General features: G+C 71.6%; 17 protein-coding genes. 11 read left to right on the forward strand and 6 right to left on the reverse strand.

Features of this window, described 5'->3' with window-relative positions; genetic code table 11:
• Nucleotides 1-18: 18 nt before the first annotated feature.
• Both KV102_RS11870 and KV102_RS11875 read left to right on the forward strand, forming a co-directional pair.
• On the forward strand, nucleotides 19-2,142 hold the full coding sequence (locus KV102_RS11870; protein WP_255560911.1) for a hydantoinase/oxoprolinase family protein: 2,124 nt from the start codon (nucleotides 19-21) through the stop codon (nucleotides 2,140-2,142).
• The gene (locus KV102_RS11875; protein WP_220346404.1) at nucleotides 2,139-4,079 is read left to right on the forward strand and encodes a hydantoinase B/oxoprolinase family protein; all 1,941 of its coding nucleotides are present in this window, start codon (nucleotides 2,139-2,141) and stop codon (nucleotides 4,077-4,079) included. The genes KV102_RS11870 and KV102_RS11875 overlap by 4 nt, the downstream gene beginning before the upstream one ends.
• Before the next feature lie 27 nt (nucleotides 4,080-4,106).
• Here KV102_RS11875 and KV102_RS11880 read toward each other — a convergent pair whose 3' ends face one another.
• Entirely contained in the window at nucleotides 4,107-4,409 is a 303-nt protein-coding gene (locus KV102_RS11880; protein WP_220346405.1) for a DUF4333 domain-containing protein, read from the reverse strand.
• Between the two features lie 135 nt (nucleotides 4,410-4,544).
• Between KV102_RS11880 and KV102_RS11885 the strand changes: the two genes are divergently transcribed.
• A complete protein-coding gene (locus KV102_RS11885) occupies nucleotides 4,545-5,510 on the forward strand; it encodes a carbamate kinase (protein WP_220346406.1) in 966 nt (321 codons plus the stop codon).
• Nucleotides 5,511-5,562: 52 nt separating this feature from the next.
• The gene (locus KV102_RS11890; protein WP_220343915.1) at nucleotides 5,563-6,669 is read left to right on the forward strand and encodes a ring-opening amidohydrolase; all 1,107 of its coding nucleotides are present in this window, start codon (nucleotides 5,563-5,565) and stop codon (nucleotides 6,667-6,669) included.
• A 5-nt stretch (nucleotides 6,670-6,674) separates the two neighbouring features.
• On the opposite strand, the gene KV102_RS11895 is transcribed toward KV102_RS11890, so the two are convergent.
• Nucleotides 6,675-7,553 (reverse strand): alpha/beta fold hydrolase, encoded by an 879-nt coding sequence (locus KV102_RS11895; protein ID WP_220343916.1) that lies wholly within the window; start codon nucleotides 7,551-7,553, stop codon nucleotides 6,675-6,677.
• Nucleotides 7,550-8,308: an SDR family oxidoreductase gene (locus KV102_RS11900; RefSeq protein ID WP_220346407.1), complete on the reverse strand. Its 759-nt coding sequence runs from the start codon at nucleotides 8,306-8,308 to the stop codon at nucleotides 7,550-7,552. Before KV102_RS11900 ends, KV102_RS11895 begins: the two co-directional genes overlap by 4 nt.
• 127 nt (nucleotides 8,309-8,435) lie before the next feature.
• Here KV102_RS11900 and KV102_RS11905 point away from each other — a divergent pair, with 127 nt between their 5' ends.
• Entirely contained in the window at nucleotides 8,436-9,233 is a 798-nt protein-coding gene (locus tag KV102_RS11905) for a L,D-transpeptidase (RefSeq protein ID WP_220346408.1), read from the forward strand.
• Between the two features lie 123 nt (nucleotides 9,234-9,356).
• Here the strand turns inward: KV102_RS11905 and KV102_RS11910 are convergent, their stop codons facing one another.
• Nucleotides 9,357-10,841 carry a DEAD/DEAH box helicase gene (locus KV102_RS11910; RefSeq protein ID WP_220346409.1) on the reverse strand — a complete coding sequence of 495 codons (1,485 nt, stop codon included), beginning with the start codon at nucleotides 10,839-10,841 and terminating at the stop codon, nucleotides 9,357-9,359.
• Nucleotides 10,842-11,159: 318 nt separating this feature from the next.
• On the opposite strand from KV102_RS11910, the gene KV102_RS11915 reads away from it, so the two are divergent.
• A complete protein-coding gene (locus KV102_RS11915) occupies nucleotides 11,160-11,867 on the forward strand; it encodes a ferritin-like fold-containing protein (RefSeq protein ID WP_220343920.1) in 708 nt (235 codons plus the stop codon).
• A gap of 49 nt (nucleotides 11,868-11,916) precedes the next feature.
• On the opposite strand, the gene KV102_RS11920 is transcribed toward KV102_RS11915, so the two are convergent.
• On the reverse strand, nucleotides 11,917-12,165 hold the full coding sequence (locus tag KV102_RS11920) for a DUF3107 domain-containing protein (RefSeq protein ID WP_301022274.1): 249 nt from the start codon (nucleotides 12,163-12,165) through the stop codon (nucleotides 11,917-11,919).
• 88 nt (nucleotides 12,166-12,253) lie between these two features.
• A complete protein-coding gene (locus KV102_RS11925; protein ID WP_220343921.1) occupies nucleotides 12,254-12,892 on the reverse strand; it encodes a TetR/AcrR family transcriptional regulator in 639 nt (212 codons plus the stop codon).
• A gap of 248 nt (nucleotides 12,893-13,140) precedes the next feature.
• Here KV102_RS11925 and moeZ point away from each other — a divergent pair, with 248 nt between their 5' ends.
• The 5 genes from moeZ (at nucleotide 13,141) to KV102_RS11950 (ending at nucleotide 22,613) form a co-directional block, all read left to right on the forward strand.
• Nucleotides 13,141-14,316 carry an adenylyltransferase/sulfurtransferase MoeZ gene (gene moeZ / locus KV102_RS11930; protein WP_220343922.1) on the forward strand — a complete coding sequence of 392 codons (1,176 nt, stop codon included), beginning with the start codon at nucleotides 13,141-13,143 and terminating at the stop codon, nucleotides 14,314-14,316.
• 189 nt (nucleotides 14,317-14,505) lie between these two features.
• Entirely contained in the window at nucleotides 14,506-15,477 is a 972-nt protein-coding gene (locus tag KV102_RS11935; RefSeq protein WP_220346410.1) for a type IV toxin-antitoxin system AbiEi family antitoxin domain-containing protein, read from the forward strand.
• Between the two features lie 153 nt (nucleotides 15,478-15,630).
• Entirely contained in the window at nucleotides 15,631-15,972 is a 342-nt protein-coding gene (locus KV102_RS11940) for an MGMT family protein (RefSeq protein WP_220346411.1), read from the forward strand.
• A 12-nt stretch (nucleotides 15,973-15,984) separates the two neighbouring features.
• Nucleotides 15,985-19,335, forward strand: coding sequence for an ATP-dependent DNA helicase (locus tag KV102_RS11945; RefSeq protein ID WP_220346412.1), 3,351 nt, complete (start codon nucleotides 15,985-15,987; stop codon nucleotides 19,333-19,335).
• Nucleotides 19,332-22,613, forward strand: a complete 3,282-nt coding sequence (locus KV102_RS11950; RefSeq protein ID WP_220346413.1) for an ATP-dependent DNA helicase — start codon at nucleotides 19,332-19,334, stop codon at nucleotides 22,611-22,613. Before KV102_RS11945 ends, KV102_RS11950 begins: the two co-directional genes overlap by 4 nt.
• Nucleotides 22,614-22,616: the final 3 nt, after the last annotated feature.

Genomic DNA, 22,616 nt, shown 5'->3' on the forward strand with positions numbered 1-22,616 from the left:
CACCACGCGAGGAGAACCATGACGTCAGGCTCCCGTCCAGGACGGATCAACGCCACTCTCCGGATCGGGATCGACACCGGCGGGACGTTCACCGACGTGGTGGCCTTCGACGAGTCCACCGGTGAGCTCCTCACCACCAAGACTCCGTCGACGCCGACGGACCCGGCCGAGGGCTTCCTCGCCGGGATCGACAAGGTGCTGGCGCTGATCGACCCCGAGGGAGGGCCCGCTGCCGGCCGGGACACCGTGGCGGCGGTCGCCCACGGCACCACGGTCGCCACGAACCAGCTCCTCGAGGGCAAGGTCGGCCGACTCGGCTTCATCACCAACGCGGGGTACGAGGCGGTGCTCGAGATCGCTCGTCAGTCGGTCCCGGACGGCTACGGCAACTCCTACTTCTGGGTCAAGCCCGACCGCATCGTGCCGCGCGACCGGGTGAGAGGCGTGGCCGGTCGCCTGTCGTGGACCGGTGAGGAGATCCGTCCGTTCGACACCGACGGGGCTCGTGAGGTCGCACGGTGGTTCCGGGCGCGCGGGATCGACACGCTCGGCGTCTGCTTCCTGCACAGCTATGCCGACCCGGCGCACGAGGAGGCGATGCGGGCGGTGCTCGCCGAGGAGCACCCCGAGGCCGTGGTGTCGATCTCGTCGGACGTGCTCCGTGAGTACCGGGAGTACGAGCGGTCGATGACCACCCTGGTCGACGCCGCCGTCAAGCCCAAGGTGTCGGCGTACGTCCGCAGCATCGCCGGGCGTCTCGAGGAGCTCACCGAGGGTCTTCCGTTCTCCGTGATGAAGTCCAACGGCGGCGTGCTCTCGGCTGCGGAGGTCGTGCACCAGCCGATCACCACCGTGCTGTCGGGGCCGGCCGCGGGCGCGCTCGGGGCCGCGATGATCGCGTCGGTCGCGGGGTTCGACCGCGTCCTCACCTGTGACGGGGGCGGCACCTCGACCGACGTGTCGGTCGTCGTGGACGGGGAGCCCACCCTCACCACCGAGGGGACCGTGGGGGTCTACCCGAGCAAGATCCCGATGATCGACGTCGTCACCGTGGGTGCTGGAGGGGGGTCGATCGCGTGGCTGTCCCCAGAGCGCACCTTGAAGGTGGGGCCCCAGTCGGCCGGCGCCGACCCGGGTCCGCTCTGCTACAGCAAGGGGGGCTCCGACGTGACGATCACCGACGCGCACGTCGTCCTCGGCCGCATCCCGCCGCACCTGCTCGGGGGCGAGATCCCGCTCGACGTCGACGCCGCGCGCAAGGGTCTCGAGTCGCTCGCCGCCGCGCTCGGGCTGTCCCTCGAGGAGGCCGCGACCGGAGTGCTGGAGATCTCCGCTTGGAACCAGGCCAACGCGTTGCGCCAGATCACGGTCAGGCGCGGGCTCGACGTCCGCGACTTCACCCTCACGACGTTCGGTGGCTCCGGCTCGCTCCTGCTGTGCCGGCTGATGGACGTCCTCGGGATCTCGACCGTGCTGGTTCCCCACAGCCCGGGCAACGTCTCGGCCTTCGGGCTGCTGACGGTCGACGTCAAGAACGACTACGTGCAGACCGCGGTCCGGCTGGCCTCCGAGCTCGACCCGGCCGAGGTGGAGCGGTTGTACGACGGGCTGGCCGCACGGGCGGCGGCTGCGCTGGAGACCGAGGGCTTCCCTCCCGAGGCCCAGCGCTTCGTCCGGACCGCCGACGTGCGCTACTTCGGGCAGGCGTTCGAGGTTCGCGTCCCCGTGCCCGGCGGTCCCGTGGACGCGGACGTCGTCTCCGCCGTGGCCGAGGCCTTCCACCGCGAGCACCGCTCGCTCTACGGCTACGACTTCGCCGGTGACGACACCCAGCAGGTCGAGTGGGTCAGCCTCCGGGTGTCGGGCATCGGGCCGATCCGGCGACCGGCGATTCGTCGGCACGAGGTCACCCGCACCGCGGCCGCGCCGACGACCGTGCGCAGGCCGGTGTGCTTCGACGCGCGCGCGGGGTACGTCGACGCGGCCGTCCTCGATCGTGCGTCCCTGTTGCCGGGGCACGAGGTCCACGGCCCCGCGGTCATCGAGGAGTACGGGTCGACGGTCCCGCTCCATCCGGGGTTCGTCGCGCGCGTCGATCCGTACCTCAACCTGGTCGTCACCCGAGCGGGGAGCCCCGCATGACCACCTCGCGTCCTGCACCCACCCAGTTCCCGTTCGGCATGCTCACCGACGACGCCGGCGGCAGCGCCGACCCGGTGCTCGTCGAGATCGTCCAGGGCAGCCTGGCGTCGATCGAGCACGAGGTGGAGACGGCGATCGCCCGGACGTCGCGCTCACCGATGATCCGCGACGCCCACGACTTCCGCGCCGGGATCCACGACAGGCTGCTGCGCAAGCTGACCGGTCGCTCGTACTCTGCTCTGGTCCACCCGGTGGCTCGCGACTTCCCGATCGACCAGATGAAGCCCGGCGACGTGTACTTCCACAACGACGTCTACCGGTCCGAGGGCGGTATCGGGCATCTTCCCGACCTGTGTGTCACCGTGCCCGTCTTCAGCGGCGTCGAGGGCGAGCAGCGGGTCGTCGGGTTCATCCAGGCCTTCGGGCACCATGACGACATCGGCGGAGCCGTCCCCGGCTCGATGCCGAGCGCGGCGACGAGCGTGTACGAGGAGGGACTGATGGTCCCGCCCATCAAGCTCTGGGACGCGGGCGTCCCGAACCGTGCCGCGCTGACCATCATGACCCGCAACTCCCGCATGCCGGAGTCGCTCGCCGCAGACCTCGACGCCGAGTGCGCTGCCTGCCTCATGGGCGCACGTCGCCTGGGAGAGCTGTTCGACCGCTACGGCGTGGACGCCGTCGAGTCGTGCTTCGACGCGATCATCGACCGCACCACCGACACCTACCGGCGGGAGATCTTGGCGAAGATCCCGGTGGGCACGTGGGTCTGGGAGGACTACGCCGAGCATGACGGGGTCGACGAGCCGCAGCTCCACACGCAGCGCATCACGCTCACCCGTACCGGTGCGGACGATCCCGGTGGCGAGCGGGTCGTCCTCGACTTCGCCGGCACGTCACCGCAGGCGAAGGGACCGATCAACCACTGCGGCGACTACTCCGACGGCGTCTTCCTCAAGAAGTGGCTCGCACCGATCCTGCGCAACCTCGCCGACACCCCCGAACGCATGGCCGAGCTGGACGTCAACGAGGGTGTCGTGCCCCTGATCGAGATGCGGTTCCCACCCAAGGGCACGCTGATCACACCTGAGTTCCCGGCGCCGACCAACGCTCGTACCTTCGTCATCCTGCGTCTGCTCGGGGTCCTCGCAGGAGTGCTTGCCAAGGCCGTGGACGGGCGGATGCCCGCCGACCAGGAGACGATCCGCTACACCGGCGTGTACGGGACGGACCTCGTCGGTCGCCCGTACCTCATGCGCGAGGTCCTCGGTGGCGGCTCCGGCGGCCGCTACTACGCCGACGGCGAAGACACGATCCACGTGGTGCCCGACTCGCGGAACCTGCCGACCGAGTTCACCGAGTCGCGGTTCCCGTTCGTCGTCGAGTCGCTCTCGCTGGCGGTGGACTCGGGTGGGCCCGGGACGTTCCGCGGCGGGCTCGGCTACGAGAAGCACCTGCGGATGCTCGCCGACGCCCACTTCATGTCGATCGCCGACCGCTCGATCCTCGCGTGCTGGGGGGTCAACGGTGGGCTGGCCGGGCGTCCGTTCGAGGTGGTGGTGGACCCCGGTGGGCCGCACGAGCGGCTCGTCGACGCGCTCGCCGACGCCGAGCCGGTGCGCGCGGGGGAGACCGTCCGCATCCGGACGACCGGCGGCGGGGGCTGGGGTGACCCGCTCGACCGCGACCCCGCTCTCGTCGTCCGCGACGTCGTGTGGGCCAAGGTCTCGCGGCGCGCCGCCGAGGAGGACTACGCCGTGGTTCTCACCGGCGACGGGGACGACCTCGGCGTCGACGAGGAGGCGACAGTGGCGCTGCGCGCCGCTCGCCGTTCGGACCGGCCGAGCGAGGTGTTCTTCGACCGCGGTCCCGGCTACGCCCGGCTCGCCGACGGTGCGGCCTTCGCCGCCGTCGACGTCGTGCGAGTGCCACAGTGAGCGCCCGCGCATCCTCGCGGCGGTTGGTCAGTCGCCGTCGTCGAGCTCGAACTTCAGCTTCGCGACACCGTTCTCGAGGCTGACGACGCGGACCGTCATCGAGTACTCCTTGTTGCTGCCGTTGGGGTCGGACAGGGTGCAGTCCATCGTCGCGCCGGCACGCGACTCCAGGTCGTCGGGGCAGTCGACGACCGGCGCGAGCCCGATCTGCTTGCCCATCTCCTCCGACGCCTTCTCCTCCACGGACTTCTCGGACATGGGCGCATGCCCGCAGCCGGCGAGGAGCGTCAGCGCGAGGGGCACCAGCACGAGAGTGCGGCGTCGTGGCATGCGCACAGGGTAATCTGCGGTGTCCCGGCGACGAGAACGGGTCCCGCCCTGCTGGTCAAGGTGTGACGGGCCGACGCCGCCGCGTTGGCGATCTTCGCCAGTGCCGACACCGACATACGCCCCTAGATTCGTCGCATGCGCCTCGTCATCGCCCTCGGCGGCAACGCCATGACCGCGCCAGACGGGTCCGTCGGTCCCGAGGACCAGCGCACGGCGATCCTCGAGTCCATGCGCAGCGTCGCCGACCTCGTCGAGGCGGGGCACGAGATCGTCCTGACCCACGGCAACGGCCCTCAGGTGGGCAACCTGCTGCTCAAGAACGAGATGGCCGCCAACGTTGTGCCCCCCGTCCCGCTGGACTGGTGCGTCGCGCAGACCCAGGCGACGATCGGCCGGCTGATCCTCGACACCCTCGACGAGGAGCTCGGACGTCGTGGCCACCACGCGCGCAGCGCCGTTCTGGTGTCGCGCACCCTGGTAGACCGCGATGACCCCGGTTTCCTCGTGCCGACCAAGCCGATCGGCCGCTACGCCAGCGGGGCGGAGGCCGCGGCCATGCGGGCGCACGGCCAGCGGTGGGTCGAGGTCCCGGGTCGCGGCTGGCGCCGGGTCGTCGCCTCGCCAGAGCCGCGGGCGGTCCTCGAGATCCCCGCCGTGCGCACCCTGCTGGCCGACGGGTTCGTCGTCGTCTGCGCCGGCGGCGGTGGCATCCCGACCGTGCACACGTCGGGCTCGTACGTCGGGGTGGAGGCGGTCATCGACAAGGACCTCACTGCGGCGCTCCTGGCCGAGCGGATCGAGGCCGACGGCCTCGTGATCGGGACGAACGTCGACGCGGCCGTCCTCGGCTTCGGCACACCGCAGGCCGAGCCGATCGGAGCGATCAGCGTCTCGGAGATCCGGAGGCTCGCGGCGACCGGCGCCTTCGCGGCCGGATCGATGGGGCCGAAGGTCGAGGCGGTGGCGCGGTTCGCGTCGCACACGGGCCGTACCGGCGTCATCACCTCCCTGCCCCGCATCGGCGAGGCCGTCGCTGGGCGCACCGGCACCCGCGTGAGCCCCGACCCGCTGACCGTCCAGGCCCCGCAGCCGACCGGCTGAGCCGTCGCGACGCCGCCCCGACCACCGACGTACCCCAACCGAGAGGAACGCCATGCCAGCAGCGATCGAAGTCCGCAAGGTCCCGATCCACTCCGTCGCCGACGCCAGCGAGCTCGAGAAGCTGATCGCGGACAACGTGATCGAGGCCGACCGCGTCATCGCGATCATCGGCAAGACCGAGGGCAACGGCGGCGTCAACGACTACACGCGGATCATCGCCGACCGGGCGTTCCGCGAAGTCCTCGTCGCCCAGGGCTCGCGCTCCGCGGCGGAGGTCAAGGAGATCCCCATCGTCTGGTCCGGCGGCACCGACGGGGTCATCAGCCCGCACGCGACGATCTTCGCCACGCTGCCCGACGGTTCGGTCGAGGCGAGCGAGGAGCCCCGGCTCAGCGTCGGCTTCGCGATGAGCGACGTGCTGCTGCCCGAGGAGATCGGGCGCACCGCGATGATCGAGAAGGTCGCTGCCGCGGTGACGGTCGCCGTCGAGCGTGCAGGCATCACCGACGCCGCCGACGTGCACTACGTCCAGACCAAGACACCGCTGCTCACGATCGACACCATCCGCGACGCCACGTCGCGCGGAGAGTCGGTGTGGACCGAGGACACGCTCGCGTCGATGGACCTCTCGAACGGCACGACGGCGCTCGGCGTCGCGGTCGCGCTCGGTGAGATCGAGATGCCGACCGACGCGGACGTCCTCAAGGACCGTCGGCTCTTCTCGTCGGTGGCCTCCTGCTCCTCAGGAGTGGAGCTCGACCGTGCCCAGGTCGTGGTGGTGGGCAACGTGCGCGGGATCGGTGGCCGCTACCGGATCGGTCACGCGGTCATGGACGACGCGCTCGACGCGGACGGCATCTGGGACGCGATCCGCTCGGCCGGGCTGGACCTGCCGGAGCGCCCGCGGACGAGCGATCTCGACGACCGGCTCGTCAACGTCTTCCTCAAGTGCGAGGCGAGCCAGGACGGCATGGTGCGCGGTCGTCGCAACGCGATGCTCGACGACTCCGACGTCCACTGGCACCGTCAGATCAAGGCCGCGGTCGGTGGCGTCACCGCCGCGGTGACCGGTGACCCTGCCGTGTTCGTCTCTGTCTCGGCGGCGCACCAGGGTCCGGACGGTGGCGGGCCGGTCGCGGCCATCGTCGACGCGGGCTGAGGGCGTCAGAGGCCGGGGCGCTCCCACGCCTTCAGCAGGAACGCCGCCGTCGCCTCCGGTGCGTCCGCGGCGGGGGAGTGCCCCGTGCCGGGGATGACCACGACGTCGGTGCCGAGGCGCGCGGCCATCGCGTCCTGGGCCGAGTGCGGCCACGCATCGTCGTCGGCGCCGCGGCCGACGGCGACCGGCACCTCGGTCGCCGCGAGTGCGTCGACCTGGTCCGGAGCGTCGAGCAGGCACGCGGCGATCGCGCAGAGCGACTCGGGGGAGCTGGCCACGAACCGAGTCCGCTGGAAGTCGCGCACGCCGGGCGCGGCGTCGGGGTCGGTCTCCTGGCTCTCGAACACCGCCTCCAGGCCGAGGGCGGGGACGGCGACGAGGAAGGACTCCAGCCTCCGCGTGGACCCCTCGGGGTCGTTCGCGAGCTCCCTCACGACGGGATGCCTGAACCCTGCCGGACCCGAGCAGAGCAGAGTCAGGCTCCGCCAGGCCGACGCGTCGTCGAGCACGGCGTGCTGGGCGACCAGACCCCCGAACGAGTGGCCGACGAGGTGCGAGCGCCCGTGCGGCGCCAGGGCCTCCTGGACGGCGAGCGCGTCGGCGGCGAACCCCCGCAGCGAGTAGTCGTCGTCCGGGTCGCCCGCCGTCTCGTACTGACCGCGCTGGTCGTACGCCGTCGCGTGCCAGCCTGCCGCGGCGAGCGCGGGGAGGATGGCCGAGAAGTCTTCTTTGCTTCCGGTGAACCCGGGCGCGAGGAGCACGTGTCCCCGTCTCGACGTGCCGGGCGGGACGCGGGCGTCGAGCGCGGCGAACACCCCTCGAGGCGTCTCGATGACCCGCGAGCTCACGACCTGGGCCGCGACCTGGGCGTCGGCCACGGTCATTCGGCGAGCTTCCGACCCCGTTTGGCGACCGCGGCGACCAGACCGGCCGGCGCGTAGCGGGCGATCGCGCCCAGCACCTTGTAGCGCACGGTCGGGATGGAGAGCGGCCTGCCCTTGGCGAGGTCGGCGAGGGCCCCCTGCACCTGCTGCTCCGCACTGGTCCACATCCAGCGGGGGACGTCGCTCGGGTCGACGCCCATGCGCTGGTGGAACTCGGTACGGACGAAGCCGGGGCACAGCGCGGTCGTCACGACGCCCTCGCGGGCGTACTGGATGTTCATCCACTGGCTCAGGTTGACGATCCATGCCTTGTGCGCGGAGTAGGTGCCACGCGGTGTGAACGCGGCGATGCTCGCGACGTTGAGGATCTGCCCGGAACCGCGCGGACGCATCACCTCCAGCGCCGCGGCCATCAGGTCCATCGGTGCCTTCACCATCAGGTCGAGCTGGGCGTCCTCGTCGGCCACGTCGGTGTCTCCGAAGAACTTCCCGATCGACGAGCCCGCGTTGTTGACGAGGAGGTCGATGCGGTGCTCGCGGACGGCCTCGGCGACGCGGGCCGCCCCTTCGCGGGTGGCCAGGTCAGCAGGCACGACGTAGACGGTGCGGCCGGCTACGCGGAGCTCACCAGCCAGCCGGTCGAGGCGTGCCTCGTCCCGCGCCACGAGCACGAGATCGTCCCCGCGACGCGCGAGCTCGCGGGCGAACGCGAGCCCGATCCCTGATGTGGCGCCCGTCACGAGTGCGAGAGACATGGGCAGATCTTCGCAGATCGTGGCGAGGCGCGGCGGCGAACCCGGGCTACGGGTCGGTGCGCCGTTCGCGGAGGAGGATCTCGCCCCTCCGTCGACGCGGACCTCGGTGGCCCGTACGCTGACCAGCGTGACCGTGCGCCGTGATCGTTCCGTGACATCCTCGGGGCGTCACAGCGCACGAAGGCGGCCGCGGAGGCACTGGCCGCGCTGGACGGCCGCCATCCTGGCGGGCGGCATGGCGGCGACGGTGTTCGCGCTTCACGAGGACCTCGTTCCAGAGATCGGGATCGACGCGTTGGTGAAGCCTGCCGGAGCGGCCCCCGTCGGTGGGTTCGACGCCGCAGGACCAGCGGTCTACCCGCCCGCTGCGCCCTCGGTCGGTGACGCGCAGGTCGCCCCGCCGGCTGCCCCCGTCCAGGGTCCCGTCCAGGGTCCGACGGTCCCGCCGTCGGTGTCCCCGTCGTCTCAGACGACGCCGACCCCCGGCGCCACCGCCACGTCGGCGCGCGCCTCGCAGGCGCCGCTCCCGGCACGGTCGGGGAAGGGACGGCGGATCGTCTTCTCGATGAGCGAGCAACGGGTCTGGCTCGTCCGCAAGGACGGTCGGACCGCACGGACGTATGAGGTCTCCGGCAGCAAGCTCGACAACCTCGGCCCCGGCAGGTACGAGGTCTACTCGCGGTCGAGACACGCCACGTCGTACGACCTGGGCAGCACCATGGAGTACTTCGTGCGCTTCACACGCGGCGTCAACGCGCCGATCGGGTTCCACACCATCCCGGTCGACGGCGACGGCAGACCGGTGCAGACGCGCAAGCAGCTCGGGACGCCTCTCTCGTCCGGGTGCGTGCGGCAGCATCGTCCGGACGCGATCGCTCTGTGGGAGTTCGCCCCGGTCGGGACGGTCGTGGTCGTCGTCGCGTGAGCCGCCCTTCGGGTCGCCGCGCGAACGCCGTACGAGCCGCCCTTCGGGTCGCCGCACGAACGACGAAGCACCCACCGCACAGGTGCGGTGGGTGCTCGGTACGTCAGGTCGCCGGCGAGTGCGTCAGGCGTCAGCGGCGGGTGCACCGGCGCTCTCGGCGCCGTCGGTCCGACCCTCGCCGCCGTCTCCCGACGGGCGACGACGACGGCGCCGGCGTCGGGGGGTGGCCTCACCGGACGGCGAGTCGTCGCCCGCTGGCGGAGCGCTCGGGGCTCCGGTCGTGGCCGTCACGGCCGTCGTCGTGCTCTCGCCCGACTCGGTGACAGGCTCGCCGCCGCGGGTACGGCGCCGGTTGCGGTTGCGACGGGGACGGTCGCTGGCGCCGCCCTCTGCGCCACCGTCACGCTCGGAGCCGCGTGCTCCCGAACCCGATCGAGAGCCCGAGCCCGAGCGAGGGCGGTCGGCCTTCGGGGCCGGCGCTGACGGCGGCACGATGCGTCCGGTGACGTCGCTCGGGATGCCGAGGTCGTGGAAGAAGTGCTCCGACGTCGAGTACGTCTCCAGCGGCTCGTCGAACGGGAGCCCGAGGTCGCGGTTGATGGTCTTCCACCGCGCGATGTCGGCCCAGTCGACGAACGTGACCGCGTTGCCGCTCTTGCCGGCGCGCCCGGTCCGGCCGATCCGGTGGACGTAGGTGTTGGAGTCCTCCGGGCAGCTGTAGTTGATGACGTGCGTGACGTCGGCGACGTCGATGCCTCGCGCGGCGACGTCGGTCGCGACCAGCGCGTCGACCTTGCCCTCACGGAACTTCTTCATCGCCTTCTCGCGCGCCACCTGCGCCATATCACCGTGCAGAGGGGCGGCGTTGAAGCCGCGCTCGGCCAGGTCGTCGGCGAGGCGCTGCGCCGCACGCTTGGTGCGGGTGAACACGACCGCGCGACCGAAGTCCTTGGCCTGCATGATGCGGGCCACCATCTCGGGCTTGTCGAGGTCGTGGGCCTGGAAAACGAACTGCGCCGTCGCCGGCACCATCGAGGAGTCGGTGCTGGACTCCGCGCGGATGTTGACCGGGTGACGCATGTGCGTGCGGGCGAGCGCCACGATCGCACCCGGCATGGTCGCCGAGAAGAGCATCGTCTGGCGCAGCTCGGGCGTGCGCGAGATCAGGGCCTCGACGTCGGGGAGGAACCCGAGGTCGAGCATCTCGTCGGCCTCGTCGAGGACGAGCGCCTTGACGTGGGACAGGTCGAGCGAGCGACGCTTGGCCAGGTCGAGAAGACGCCCCGGCGTGCCGATGACGATCTCGACACCCCGCTCGAGAGCCTCGAGCTGCGGCTCGTACGGGACGCCGCCGTAGACGGTCAGCACGCGCGTGCCGCGCTTGACCGAGGCGGCAGAGACGTCGGCGGAGACCTGGAGCGCGAGCTCACGGGTCGGCGCGATGATGAGCGCCTGCGGCTTGCCAGGGGCGCTGAGCATCTCGAACTCGGGGTCGTGCGGTGCGATGGCCCGCTGCACGACGGGGATGCCGAAGGCGAGGGTCTTGCCCGTACCGGTACGGGCCTGTCCGATCAGGTCGTTCCCCAGCAGTGCGATGGGGAGCGTCATCTCCTGGATCGGGAATGCGTCGGTGATGCCCTGGGTCTCCAGGGCATCGGCGATCTCCGGGAGAACGCCCAGGTCTTTGAACGTAGTCAGGGGTCTTCTCGATTTCTTGTCGATCGTGCCGCGCGTCTTTGGCGGCCTGGTCTCCTGAGGTCGTGGCGGCGGAGCGTCGACGTTCGACGCGCTGCTCGGCGGCGACCGCGCGGCCCGGCGACAGAAGGTCCGAGGGACCGTGATCCATGCCTGGGCATTACTACTCTATCCCCAGCGCCTGACGGCACGGGCGCGGCTCGACGTACCGGCGATGGCTACTCTTCGATCATGGCCGACTCGACGACCCCCTCCGAGACCTCCGCAGCGTTCGACGACCCGATCTATCGCGAGGGTGTGGTCGAGCTGCTCGGCGTCATCGCGTACGGGGAGCTGTCGGCCTTCGAGCGGCTGGCCGAGGACGCCACGCTGGCGCCGACGCTGCGCGACAAGGCCGAGCTTGCCCAGATGGCCAACGTCGAGCTCGGTCACTTCCTGGGGCTGCGCGACCGGCTGGCCGCGCTGGGCGTCGACCCGTACGAGGCGATGACGCCGTTCGAGGAGACCTTCACCCGTTTCCATGCCAAGACCGCCCCCTCCGACTGGTTCGAAGGGCTCGTGAAGGCGTACGTCGGCGACGGGCTGGCCGCCGACTTCTATCGGGAGATCGCCGCCTACCTGGATGTGGACACGCGCGCGCTCGTCCTCAACAGCCTGGCCGGCACCGGCGACTCCGACTTCGTGGTGGCACGGGTGCGAGAGGCGATCGCGGCCGACCCGACGATCTCGGGACGGCTGGCGCTGTGGGGACGCCGCCTGATGGGCGAGGCGCTGAGCCAGGCGCAGCTGGTGGCCGCGGAGCACGACGGGCTCACGGCCGTGCTGGTCGGCGCCTACGACCGTGGCAACGGGATGGACCTGGCCGCGATCGGGCGGATGTTCGCGCGGATGACGGAGAACCACGCCGCGCGGATGGCCGAGCTCGGACTGGACTCCTGAGCCCGGCCCCCGCGGGGCGTGCGTGTCGTGCGGGTGATGCCGGTCAGGCTCAGGACTCGCCGAAGCCGACGCGCCGGCCGGACTCCCCGGAGAACTCGAGATAGCTGACCTTCTCGACCGGGACGACCACGCTGCGTCCGCGGTCGTCGCTCAGTGCGAGGAGCCCGTCGCCCGAGCTTGCGTCCTTGAACGCCTGCAGGATCGCTTCCTTGGTCTCCGTGGTCTCGAGCGACAGCTCGCGGGGGCTGTGCTGCACGCCGATCCGTACGTCCACGTCATGGCCTCTCTTCTGTGTCACGGGCACCTCCACGGACGGGAGGCAGGTTCACGCTATCTCGCGGTGCGCAGCGAGAGCACGGGCGTCTGCTGCCCGCGTACGGCGCCGCTCAGCGACCGTCGGGCTCGTCGGTGCGGGGGAACCCGCCGATGCCGCGCCACGACAGCGCGCTCACCATGGCGACGGCCTCCTCCTTGGACAGCGCCGAGCCCTGGTCGAGCCAGTAGCGCGCCCCGACGTGCGCCATCCCGACGAGGCTGACCGCGAGCAGCTCCGACGCAACCGCCGGGAGCCCGGTGTCGTCGTGGATGACCGCGGCGACGGCCTCGGCTGTCTCGGTGTTGACGCGGTCGACGCGGCGGCGCACCTCGGGCTCGTTGGTGACGTCGGACTCGAAGACGAGCCGGAACGCGGCCTGGTCGCTCGCGACGTAGCTGTAGAAGACGTCGATGGTCGCCTGGACACGGGCCTTGTTGTCCTCGGTCGAGGCGAGCGCGTCGCGCACGGACTCGACGACGGTGTCGCACGCGGAGTCGAGAAGGGCGAGGTAGAGCTCGAGCTTGCCCGGGAAGTGCTGGTACAGGACCGGCTTGCTGACCCCTGCACGCTCGGCGATGTCGTCCATGGCGGCGGCGTGGTAGCCGTTGTCGACGAAGACCTCGCGAGCCGCCTCGAGGAGCTGGGCCCGCCGGGCGCTGCGAGGGAGGCGTCCGCCGCGCGGGCGTGGAGCGGTCGTGGTGTCGGTCACGTGCCCGATCGTATCCCGCTAGGTCGTCTTGCCGAGTTGAGGCGCGGACAAGCGGGACGTACCGGACGGTCTCGCGACCCCGCCGGCCGTGTCCGGAGCGTAAGACGGGTGTCCGGTCTCCGGGACGTGCCGGGCATGATGGAGGAGGGCCGGAGAGCCGCGGGAACACCGCGCCACCGCATGGTGTTGACGACATCAGCGGGTCTCCTGGACCCGATGAGAGCAACGCACCCGACCGAGGAGACCTCGTGGCACTAGCACCCCTGGTCGAGCCCGCCGACGAGCTGACCGTCGACGAGGTTCGCCGCTACAGCCGGCATCTGATCATCCCCGACGTCGGGATGGCCGGCCAGAAGAGGCTCAAGAACGCGAAGGTCCTGGTGATCGGTGCCGGCGGTCTCGGCAGCCCCGCGCTGCTGTACCTCGCGGCGGCCGGTGTCGGCACGCTCGGCATCATCGACTTCGACACCGTCGACGAGTCCAACCTGCAGCGTCAGGTGATCCACGGCCAGAGTGACATCGGCAAGTCCAAGGCCCTCTCGGCCAAGGAGTCGGTCGCCGAGATCAACCCGTACGTGAACGTGATCCTCCACGAGGAGCGCCTCGACGTCGACAACGTGCTGGACATCTTCTCCGGCTACGACCTGATCCTCGACGGCACCGACAACTTCGCGACCCGTTACCTCGTCAACGACGCGGCCGTGATCCTGGGCAAGCCGTACGTGTGGGGCTCGATCTACCGCTTCGAGGGCCAGGTCTCGGTGTTCTGGGCCCAGGAGGGTCCTCAGTACCGCGACCTCTACCCCGAGCCGCCGCCGCCGGGCATGGTCCCGTCCTGCGCCGAGGGTGGCGTGCTCGGCGTGCTGTGCGCGTCGATCGGCTCGGTCATGGTCAACGAGGCCATCAAGCTGATTACCGGGATCGGTGACCCGCTGGTCGGCCGGCTGCTGGTGTTCGACGCGCTGGAGATGCGTTGGACCGAGCTCAAGGTCCGCCGCGACCCCAACGCGGAGCCGCCGACGGAGCTGCTCGAGGACTACGAGGCGTTCTGCGGGGTGCTCTCGGACGACGCCGCGGAGGCCGCGGCCGACTCGACGATCTCCGTGACGACGCTGGCGAGCTGGCTCAAGGAGCGCGAGGAGGGTTCGCGCGACTTCGTCCTGGTGGACGTGCGCGAGCCCAACGAGTACGAGATCAACAAGATCCCCGGCTCGATCCTCGTCCCGAAGGGCGAGTTCCTCGCAGGCAACGCGCTCGGACAGCTGCCTCAGGACAAGCAGGTGGTCCTCCAGTGCAAGTCGGGCGCTCGCTCGGCAGAGGTGCTGGCGATCGTCAAGGGCGCCGGCCTCGAGGACGCCGTGCACGTCGGCGGCGGTGTCGTCGCCTGGGTGAACCAGATCGACCCCTCGCAGCCCTCGTACTGACCCCTCCCGTTTGAGGTGCTCGCACCTCGTCGCGCACGATCCCACCCCGAATTCGGGGTGGGATCGTTGCGTTTCCGGTGTGAGCACCTCAAACGAGTCCGCTCTAAGCGGTGTGGACCACCGAGCGGACGCCGTGCACGCTGTGGATGCGGCACGCACGCCGGACACCTGATCCGCCACGGTCGGGTGATGCACCCTGACGCTCTGGTCGCGCTCGAGATGCTCGCGGCAGCCCGCGGTGGCTACTTCCTGCGCTCTGACGTCCGCGACATCGGGCTCGACACGACCTCACTCGGGTCTCTCTGCAGGTCCGGGGTGATCCGCCGCATCCGCCACGGCACGTACGTCTTCGCGGAGCACGACGACGCACTCGGTGCCGACGAGCAGTACGCCGTGCGGTGCCTGGCGATCGCCGACAAGCTCGCGCCGGACGCGGTCCTGTGCGGGGTGTCGTCCGCAGCGGTCCACGGGCTTCCACTCGTCGGCATCGACCGCACGTGGGTGGACGTCGTTCGCCTCGACGACCTCACGGGGCGCCGTCGGGCGGGCGTCGACCACCGGGTGTTCCCGGTGAGCGAGCCGGATCTCGTCCAGGTCAGGGGGCGGACCGTGACGTCACCGGCACGCGCCATCTGGGAGGCGGGGGTCAAGGCCCCCGCACGAAGCGCGCTCGTGCTCATGGACGACGCCCTCCACCACGGCACGGTGACACGAGACGAGCTCAAGGCGACCGGCGAGGCATTCGCCTCGTGGAAGGGCGCCCAAGGCCCGCGTCTCGCGCTGGAGCTCGCCGACGGCCGCGCCGAGTCTCCCGGAGAGTCGGTCACGCGATGGATGTTCCATGCGTGCCGCTTGCCGATGCCTGATCTCCAGTACGTCGTCCGCGATGACGACGGCACGTTCCTCGGACGATCCGACTTCGCCTGGCTCGAGCACGGGATGCTCGGGGAGTTCGACGGCAAGATCAAGTACGGTCGCGGGTTCGTCCCCGGCAAGTCGCCGGACGACGTCGTCACCGACGAGCGGACGCGCGAGAGGGCGATGTGCGGTCGTCGCCACGGGATGCTGCGCTTCCTCTGGGACGAGGTCTGGAGCCCGACCCGCGGGAACATCGCGAGGATCCGTGACGAGCTCGAGTGGGGCCGCCGCCGTTACCTGTGACGTTGGCCGCCTCCCTCGCCTCGCGTTCCCGCCGCGTTTGAGGTGCTCACACCCGAACGACGACGATCGCACCCGCAATACGGGGTGGGACCGCGGCACTTGCGGTGCGAGCACCTCAAACGCACCCGGCGCCGGCCGTGAGATCGTGGGCCCGTGAGCGAGGATGCCCCGGACCCCGACGCGTACGTCGAGGCGGTCCTGCGCATCGCCGAGCAGGTGCCTTCTGGCCACGTGGTGTCGTACGGCCAGGTGGCCGAGGCCGTGGGCCGCGGTGGCCCGCGGCAGGTCGGCCGCGTGATGGCGACGTACGGGGCAGCCGTGGCGTGGTGGCGTGTGGTCCGCGCCGACGGCACGCTCCCTGAGCCGCTTCGTGGACGTGCCCGTGAGCACTACCTCGAGGAGGGCACGCCGTTGCGGAGCCGGCTGGACCGGGACCTGCGCGTCGACATCCGCGCCGCCGCGTACGAGGTCCACGGATCTGTCGGACCGCTCTGATCGAATGGACCTATGACGGACCACCCCCGACGACCGGCGTACGCGCTGGTCCCCCCGCCTGCCGGACGAGCGCCCGCGCCCGTGCTCGACCCCCACCAGCAGGCGGTCGTCGACCACGAGGGAGGCCCTCTCCTCGTGCTGGCCGGCCCGGGGACAGGCAAGACGACCACGCTCGTGGAGACGGTGGTCGACCGCATCGAGCGGCGCGGGCTCCGGCCCGAGCAGGCGCTGGTGCTGACGTTCAGCCGCAAGGCCGCCGAGGAGCTCCGTCACCGCATCGCCACCCGCCTCGACCGGACGGTCGCGACGCCGCTCGCGACCACGTTCCACTCGTTCTGCTACGGCCTGGTGCGGGAGTTCCAGGACCCCAAGAGCTACTCCGAGCCGCTCCAGCTGCTGTCGGCGTCGGAGTCCGACACCCGCATCCGCGAGCTGGTCCTCGGCGGGCTGGACGACCGGACGGTCCCGTGGCCGACGCGGCTCGGCCCCGCCCTGCGGACGCGGGGCTTCGCCGTGGAGCTCGAGCGGCTGATGACCCGCACCCGTGCCCTCGGCCTCGATCCGGTCGACCTGTCCGCGGCCGGTGCGGTGGCCGGACGCGCCGACTGGGATGCCGCAGCACGGTTCTTCGAGGACTACCTCGACGTCCTCGACGCCCAGAACCTCATCGACTACGCCGAGCTGGTCCACCGAGCCGGCCTCGTCGTCGCCGACCCCGAGCACCAGCCGGCGCTGCGTGAGCGGTTCCCCTTCGTCATCGTCGACGAGTACCAAGACACCGACCCCGCTCAGGTCGCCCTCCTGCAGGCTCTGGCGGGGGACGGGCGCGACCTGGTCGTCGTCGGTGATCCGGACCAGTCGATCTACGCGTTCCGCGGAGCAGAGGTCTCGGCGATCCTCGGCTTCGCCGACGCCTTCCGGACCCGTGAGGGTGCCCCCGCGGCCGTGTGTTCCCTGCGACGCACCCGGCGGTTCGGCCCGCGCATCCTCGCCGCCTCGCGTGAGGTCGCCCGGCGCATCCCCCTCGGGCCCCTCGCGGTGCAGGCGCGCGCATTTCGAGACCCGGAGCCGAGCCCGGTCGGCGAGGGCGACGAGGTGTGGGTGCGGACGTTCGCCGACTCCGCCTCCGAGGCCGAGCACCTCACGCTGATGCTGCGACGCGCGCACCTCGAGGAGGGTCTGGACTGGGATGACATGGCGGTGCTCGTCCGCTCCGGCGCCGCGATGCCTCGCCTCCAGCGGGCACTCCAGGCCGCGGGGGTCCCTGTCGAGGTGGCCGGTGCGGAGGTTCCGCTGCGCACGGAGCCCGCCGTGGCCGCCCTGCTCGCGGCGTTGCACCTCGCGGTCGCGCTCGCCGAGCAACGTCAGCCCGACCCCGAGAGCGTCGAGCGGTTTCTCACTGGCCCGCTCGGCGACCTCGACGCGGCCGAGCTGCGCATCCTCTGCCAGGAGCTCCGGCGACGCGACGCGTACGCCGAGGACGGTGAGCGTCAGCTCCCGCGCAGCTCGCGCACGCTGCTCGTGGAGCTGCTCCTGGAGCCGCTGAGCCTTGCCCCACTGGTCGACGGCGGCGGGCACGGGAGCCGTGCCGGTGACGTCGCGCGGCGCGCCTACCGCGCGTGCGCGCTCGTCTCCGAAGCCGCTCGCCTCGTCGCGGACCACGCGTCGCCCGAGCACGTGCTGTGGACCTTGTGGCGCGGGACCGGGTGGGAGGGTCGCCTGCTCGCGTCGATCGAGGGCAGGAGCCGTCCCCTCGCCGAGGAGATCGTGGCCGACCACGCCGACGCGTCCGCGGCCGCACACCGTGACCTCGATGCCGTGGTCGCCCTGTTCGCGCTGGCGGCTCGGGCCGAGGAGAGCCAGCGTCGTCGGCGCGTCGCTGCCTTCCTCGACGAGATCGCGCGCCACGAGGTTCCGGTCGACACGTTGGCCGAGCGCGGCCAGCGCGGGTCAGCCGTACGCCTGCTCACCGCGCACCGCTCCAAAGGCCTCGAGTGGGACCTGGTCGTCGTCGCCGGCGTCCAGGAGGGCACGTGGCCCGACGTCCGTCACCGCGGCACGCTGCTGGGCGCCGAACGCCTGGCAGAAGAGGCCGGTGGTGGTTCGCTCCGTCTCCCGCCGACCGCAGCGGAGCTGGTCGCGGAGGAGCGGCGCCTGTTCTACGTCGCGGTGACGCGTGCACGTCGGCGGCTGGTCGTCACGACGGTCCAGAGCTCCGATCCCGAGGGAGACCAGCCGTCGCCCTTCGTCGCCGACGTGGCGAGGCACGCCACCCACGTCTCCAGCGGCCCGGAGCGACGCCCCCGCCGTGGGCTCTCCCTCCGAGGGGTGATCGCCGAGCTGCGCGAGCTGGCCCAGCACGGCGCGACCGAGAGTGTCCGCGACGCAGCGGCACAGCGGCTCGCTACCCTCGCCGCGACGCGGTTGCCCGCGGCCGCGCCGGCCGACCCCGACACCTGGTGGGGCCTGCGCGAGGTCACCCGGTCGGAGCAGCCGGTCCGGACCCTCGACGAGCCGGTGCGCCTGTCTGGCAGCTCGCTCGACGCCATCACCTCGTGCTCGCTGTCGTGGTTCCTCACGCACGAGGCCAAGGGCGAGGCCGTGAGCTCGACGGCTCAGGGCTTCGGACTCCTGGTGCACGCCTTGGCCGCAGACGTCGTCCAGGGCGGCTCCGCGGCTGATCCCGCGGCCCTCGACGCCGCCCTCGACGTGGTGTGGGACCGTCTCGCCTACGCCGCACCCTGGGTGGCCCGGCGTGAGCGCGACGAGGCCCGGGCGGCGATCGGTCGGTTCGCGCAGTGGCACGCGGAGCAGGAGCAGGCGGCGCGACGACGTCCGCTCGCCGCCGAGCACGCCTTCGAGGTGCGGCTGCCGGTCGCCGGCGAGGAGGTGGTTCTCCGCGGATCGATGGACCGCGTCGAGGTCGACGTCGACGGGCTCGTGCACGTGGTCGACTTCAAGACGGGCAAGCGCGCTCCCACCGGCAGCGAGATCACCGAGCACGCGCAGCTCGGCGTCTACCAGCTCGCGGTCGAGCACGGGGCCGCCGACCCGTTGCTCCGGCGCCGTGCGCGCAGCGGCGGGGCGGAGCTCGTCCACCTGCGGCTGCCCGAGTCGGCCAAACGTGCGACCGCTCCCAAGGTCCAGCCCCAGGACGCGCCGCGCGAGGAGGACGCCTTCTTCGCCTACGCCCTCCTCAAGGATGCGGTGCGCACCATCCGGACGGAGCAGTGGGTCGCGACACCCAGCCCCAAGGCCTGCCAGTTCTGCCAGTTCGCGCGGATGTGCCCCGCCAAGCCGGAGGGTGCGTCGGTCCTCGATGCCGTGGCCCCAGCACCCGCTGCCGAGGAGGAGGCCTCATGACGGCAACCGCCGTGGAGGTCCCGCAGCTGATCCACGACGCCGACCACCTCCGTGCGCTCCTCGGCATCCCGTTCTCCACCGAGCAGATGGCCGCCATCCAGGCGCCGACCGACCGCCCGAGCGCGATCATCGCCGGTGCCGGCTCGGGCAAGACGACGGTCATGGCCGCCCGCGTGGTGTGGCTGGTGGGGCACGAGGGCGTCCTCCCGGGATCGGTCCTCGGACTCACCTTCACCAACAAGGCCGCCTCCGAGCTCGCGCACCGCGTCCGGCAGGCGCTGGAGACGCTGGCGCGCGAGGCCGGGGTGCCCGACCTGCTCGAGCGCTACGGCACGCCGACCGTCTCGACCTACCACGCGTACGCCGGCACGCTGATCACCGAGTACGGGCTGCTGCTCGGCTACGAGCCCGACCTGCGGATCACCACCGACGCGTCCCGGTTCCAGCGGGCGTTCCGGGCCATCGCCTCCTATCCGGGTTCGCTCGCCCACGCGACGACCTCGATGCCCGACCTGATCGGCCACGTCCTGGGGCTCGACGGGCAGATGGCCGAGCACCTGGTCTCACCCGACGACGTCCGCCGCTGTGACGCAGAGATACGGGTCGACGTCGAGCGAGCGACGGTCGAGATGCGCAAGGTCAGGCTCCACGACGACCTCGCCGACACCACCCGCCGCCGCGACGAGCTCGTGACGCTCGTCGAGCGCTACCGAGCAGCCAAGGCGGAGGACGGCGTCGTCGACTTCTCCGATCAGATGGAGCGCGGCGCACGGCTCGCGGTCGAGTGCCCGGAGGTGTCGCAGTCGCAGCGCGAGCGGTTCTCGGTGGTGCTGCTCGACGAATACCAGGACACCTCGGTCGCCCAGCGCGACATGCTTCGAGGGCTCTTCTCCGGTGAGCCCGGAGACGGGCTCGGCCACTGCGTCACCGCGGTGGGCGATCCGTGCCAGGGCATCTACGGGTGGCGCGGGGCCGCCGCGAGCAACCTGACCGCGTTCCTCGACGACTTCCCGGCCGACCCCGACCGGATCGGGGCGAGCCGGCAGCGCGATGCCGGCCGCGGCGGCCTCTTCCACCTGCGGGTCAACCGGCGCAGCAGGGCCGAGATCCTCGACGTGGCCAACCGTGTCGCCGCCCCGTACTACCACGTCACCGAAGTCGTCCGACCCCTCGTCGCCGCCGAGGGCACCGAGGGCGGCACCGTGCGCGCCGCGCTCCACGAGACCGTGGCCGACGAGATCGCCTGGATGGTCGACGAGGTGGTCGCGGCGCACGAGGGGGCTGGACAGCCGCCGACCCCGTGGTCGGAGATCGCGATCCTCGTCCGGACTCGTAGCGAGATCCCCACCATCGTCGCCGCCCTGCGTGCGCGGGGGGTCCCCGTCGAGGTCGTCGGGCTGTCGGGGCTGCTGGCTCAGCCCGAGGTCACCGACGTGCTCTCCGTGCTGCGGGTGCTCGCCGACCAGACGGCCAACGCCGCACTGCTGCGGCTCCTCACCGGGCCTCGGTGGCGCATCGGGCCACGCGACCTCGCACTGCTGGGGCGCCGCGCCAAGCAGCTCGTAGGCCCCGTCCGCGAGGTCGCCACCACGTCGTTGGAGGAGGAGCTCGAGCGCTCCGTGCGCGGCATCGATCCCACCGAGATCGTGTCGTTGGCCGATGCGGTCGAGAGTCCCGACGACGAACGCCAGCGCCTCCCGTACTCCTCGGAGGCCCGCGCCCGTCTCGCCGAGGTGGCGCGACTCCTGCGTGGGCTCCGGCGACGTGCGAGCGGCTCGCCCGCCGACACTGCGCGGCTGGCGGTCGCGGCTCTCGGCATCGACGTCGAGCTCGCCTCCACGCCCGGGACGGCCGCCCGTGTCGCTCAGGACAACGTCACCCGCCTGCTCGACGTCATCGCCGACGTGGTCGCCACCGACCCTTCCGCCGGGCTGTCGGCGGTGCTCGCCTACCTCGACGCCGAGGAGACCTACAACGACGGCCTCGAGGTTGCCTCACCGACGGACTCCGACGCGGTCAAGCTGCTCACGGTTCACACGGCCAAAGGGCTCGAGTGGGACGTCGTCCTCGTCCCCTTCCTCACCGCAGACACCTTCCCCTCGACCCGATCGAGGCCGGCCTGGCCGACCGTGGCGCACGCCTTGCCGCACGACCTTCGTGGGGACGGTGCCGAGCTCCCGGTCATGGCCGAGCTGAGCCGCGCGGGCGACAAGGAGTTCCGGGCGGCGATGCGAGCCGAGGCGGAGATGGAGGAGGTACGCCTCGGCTACGTCGCCTTCACCCGCGCGCGTCGCCTCCTGATCACGAGCGCGAGTCGCTGGAGCCGGACCCGCAAGGCGCCGTCAGAGCCCAGTCCGTTCCTCGAGACCGTCGCGACCTGGCTGCGCGGCCGGGGTGACGACGCCGAGCTGTGGACCCCGGAGCCGGATCAGGGCGCCGACAACCCGCTCCGTGGCCGGGTGGAGGCGGTGGCCTGGCCGGTCGAGCCCGACGAGGACGACCTCGTACGCCGGCGAGAGGCGGCCGCGCGGGTGCGGACCTACGTCGCCTCCCCGCCGGCGCCTGTCGACCCTCCTGACCCCGTCGACCCCGTCGACCCCGTCGAGGCGGCTGAGCTCGCCCGCCTGACCGAGCTCGACGGCGAGATCGAGCGGCTGCTCGCCGAGGCGCGCGAGGCCCGTGGCGACGTCGTCCAGGTGCCGCTCCCGTCGCAGATGTCCACCACGTCGTTGATGGCGATGCGCAAAGATCCCGACGCGTTCGCCCGGAGCCTGGCGCGACCGCTGCCCCGTCCGCCTGCGCCGGCAGCCCGGTTCGGCACTCGGTTCCACGCGTGGGTCGAGGCGCACTTCGGTCAGCAGACCCTGATCGGTGACGACGAGCTCCCGGGTCGGGACGAGACCGACATCGAGGACGAGATCGAGCTCGGGGACCTGATCCGTTCTTTCGAGTCGGGGCCGATGGGGGACCGCGTCCCCTACGCGATCGAGGAGCCGTTCACCCTGAGGCTCGGCGGGCAGATCGTCAGCGGGCGGATCGACGCGGTCTACCGGACGGAGGACGGCTTCGAGGTCGTCGACTGGAAGACCAACCGGGCGGCGACGGCCGACCCGCTCCAGCTGGCGGTCTACCGGCTCGCGTGGGCGGAGAAGCACGGTGTGCCGCTCGACCAGGTGACCGCCTCGTTCCACTACGTACGCCTCGGCGAGACCGTCTCGTACGCAGACCTCCCTGACCGGGTCGCGCTCGAGCATCTCGTCCATCCTGGCGACACGTAGGCT

This window comes from Mumia sp. zg.B53, from assembly GCF_019550935.1.
GTDB lineage: Bacteria > Actinomycetota > Actinomycetes > Propionibacteriales > Nocardioidaceae > Mumia.

What these genes read in the sequence shown, in the direction of transcription:
- KV102_RS11870 (WP_255560911.1), top strand. Translation starts at nt 19, where the DNA reads ATGACGTCAGGCTCCCGTCCAGGACGGATCAACGCCACTCTCCGGATC.
- KV102_RS11875 (WP_220346404.1), top strand. Translation starts at nt 2,139, where the DNA reads ATGACCACCTCGCGTCCTGCACCCACCCAGTTCCCGTTCGGCATGCTC.
- KV102_RS11880 (WP_220346405.1), bottom strand. Translation starts at nt 4,409, where the DNA reads ATGCCACGACGCCGCACTCTCGTGCTGGTGCCCCTCGCGCTGACGCTC.
- KV102_RS11885 (WP_220346406.1), top strand. Translation starts at nt 4,545, where the DNA reads ATGCGCCTCGTCATCGCCCTCGGCGGCAACGCCATGACCGCGCCAGAC.
- KV102_RS11890 (WP_220343915.1), top strand. Translation starts at nt 5,563, where the DNA reads ATGCCAGCAGCGATCGAAGTCCGCAAGGTCCCGATCCACTCCGTCGCC.
- KV102_RS11895 (WP_220343916.1), bottom strand. Translation starts at nt 7,553, where the DNA reads ATGACCGTGGCCGACGCCCAGGTCGCGGCCCAGGTCGTGAGCTCGCGG.
- KV102_RS11900 (WP_220346407.1), bottom strand. Translation starts at nt 8,308, where the DNA reads ATGTCTCTCGCACTCGTGACGGGCGCCACATCAGGGATCGGGCTCGCG.
- KV102_RS11910 (WP_220346409.1), bottom strand. Translation starts at nt 10,841, where the DNA reads ATGACGCTCCCCATCGCACTGCTGGGGAACGACCTGATCGGACAGGCC.
- KV102_RS11915 (WP_220343920.1), top strand. Translation starts at nt 11,160, where the DNA reads ATGGCCGACTCGACGACCCCCTCCGAGACCTCCGCAGCGTTCGACGAC.
- KV102_RS11935 (WP_220346410.1), top strand. Translation starts at nt 14,506, where the DNA reads ATGCACCCTGACGCTCTGGTCGCGCTCGAGATGCTCGCGGCAGCCCGC.
- KV102_RS11945 (WP_220346412.1), top strand. Translation starts at nt 15,985, where the DNA reads ATGACGGACCACCCCCGACGACCGGCGTACGCGCTGGTCCCCCCGCCT.
- KV102_RS11950 (WP_220346413.1), top strand. Translation starts at nt 19,332, where the DNA reads ATGACGGCAACCGCCGTGGAGGTCCCGCAGCTGATCCACGACGCCGAC.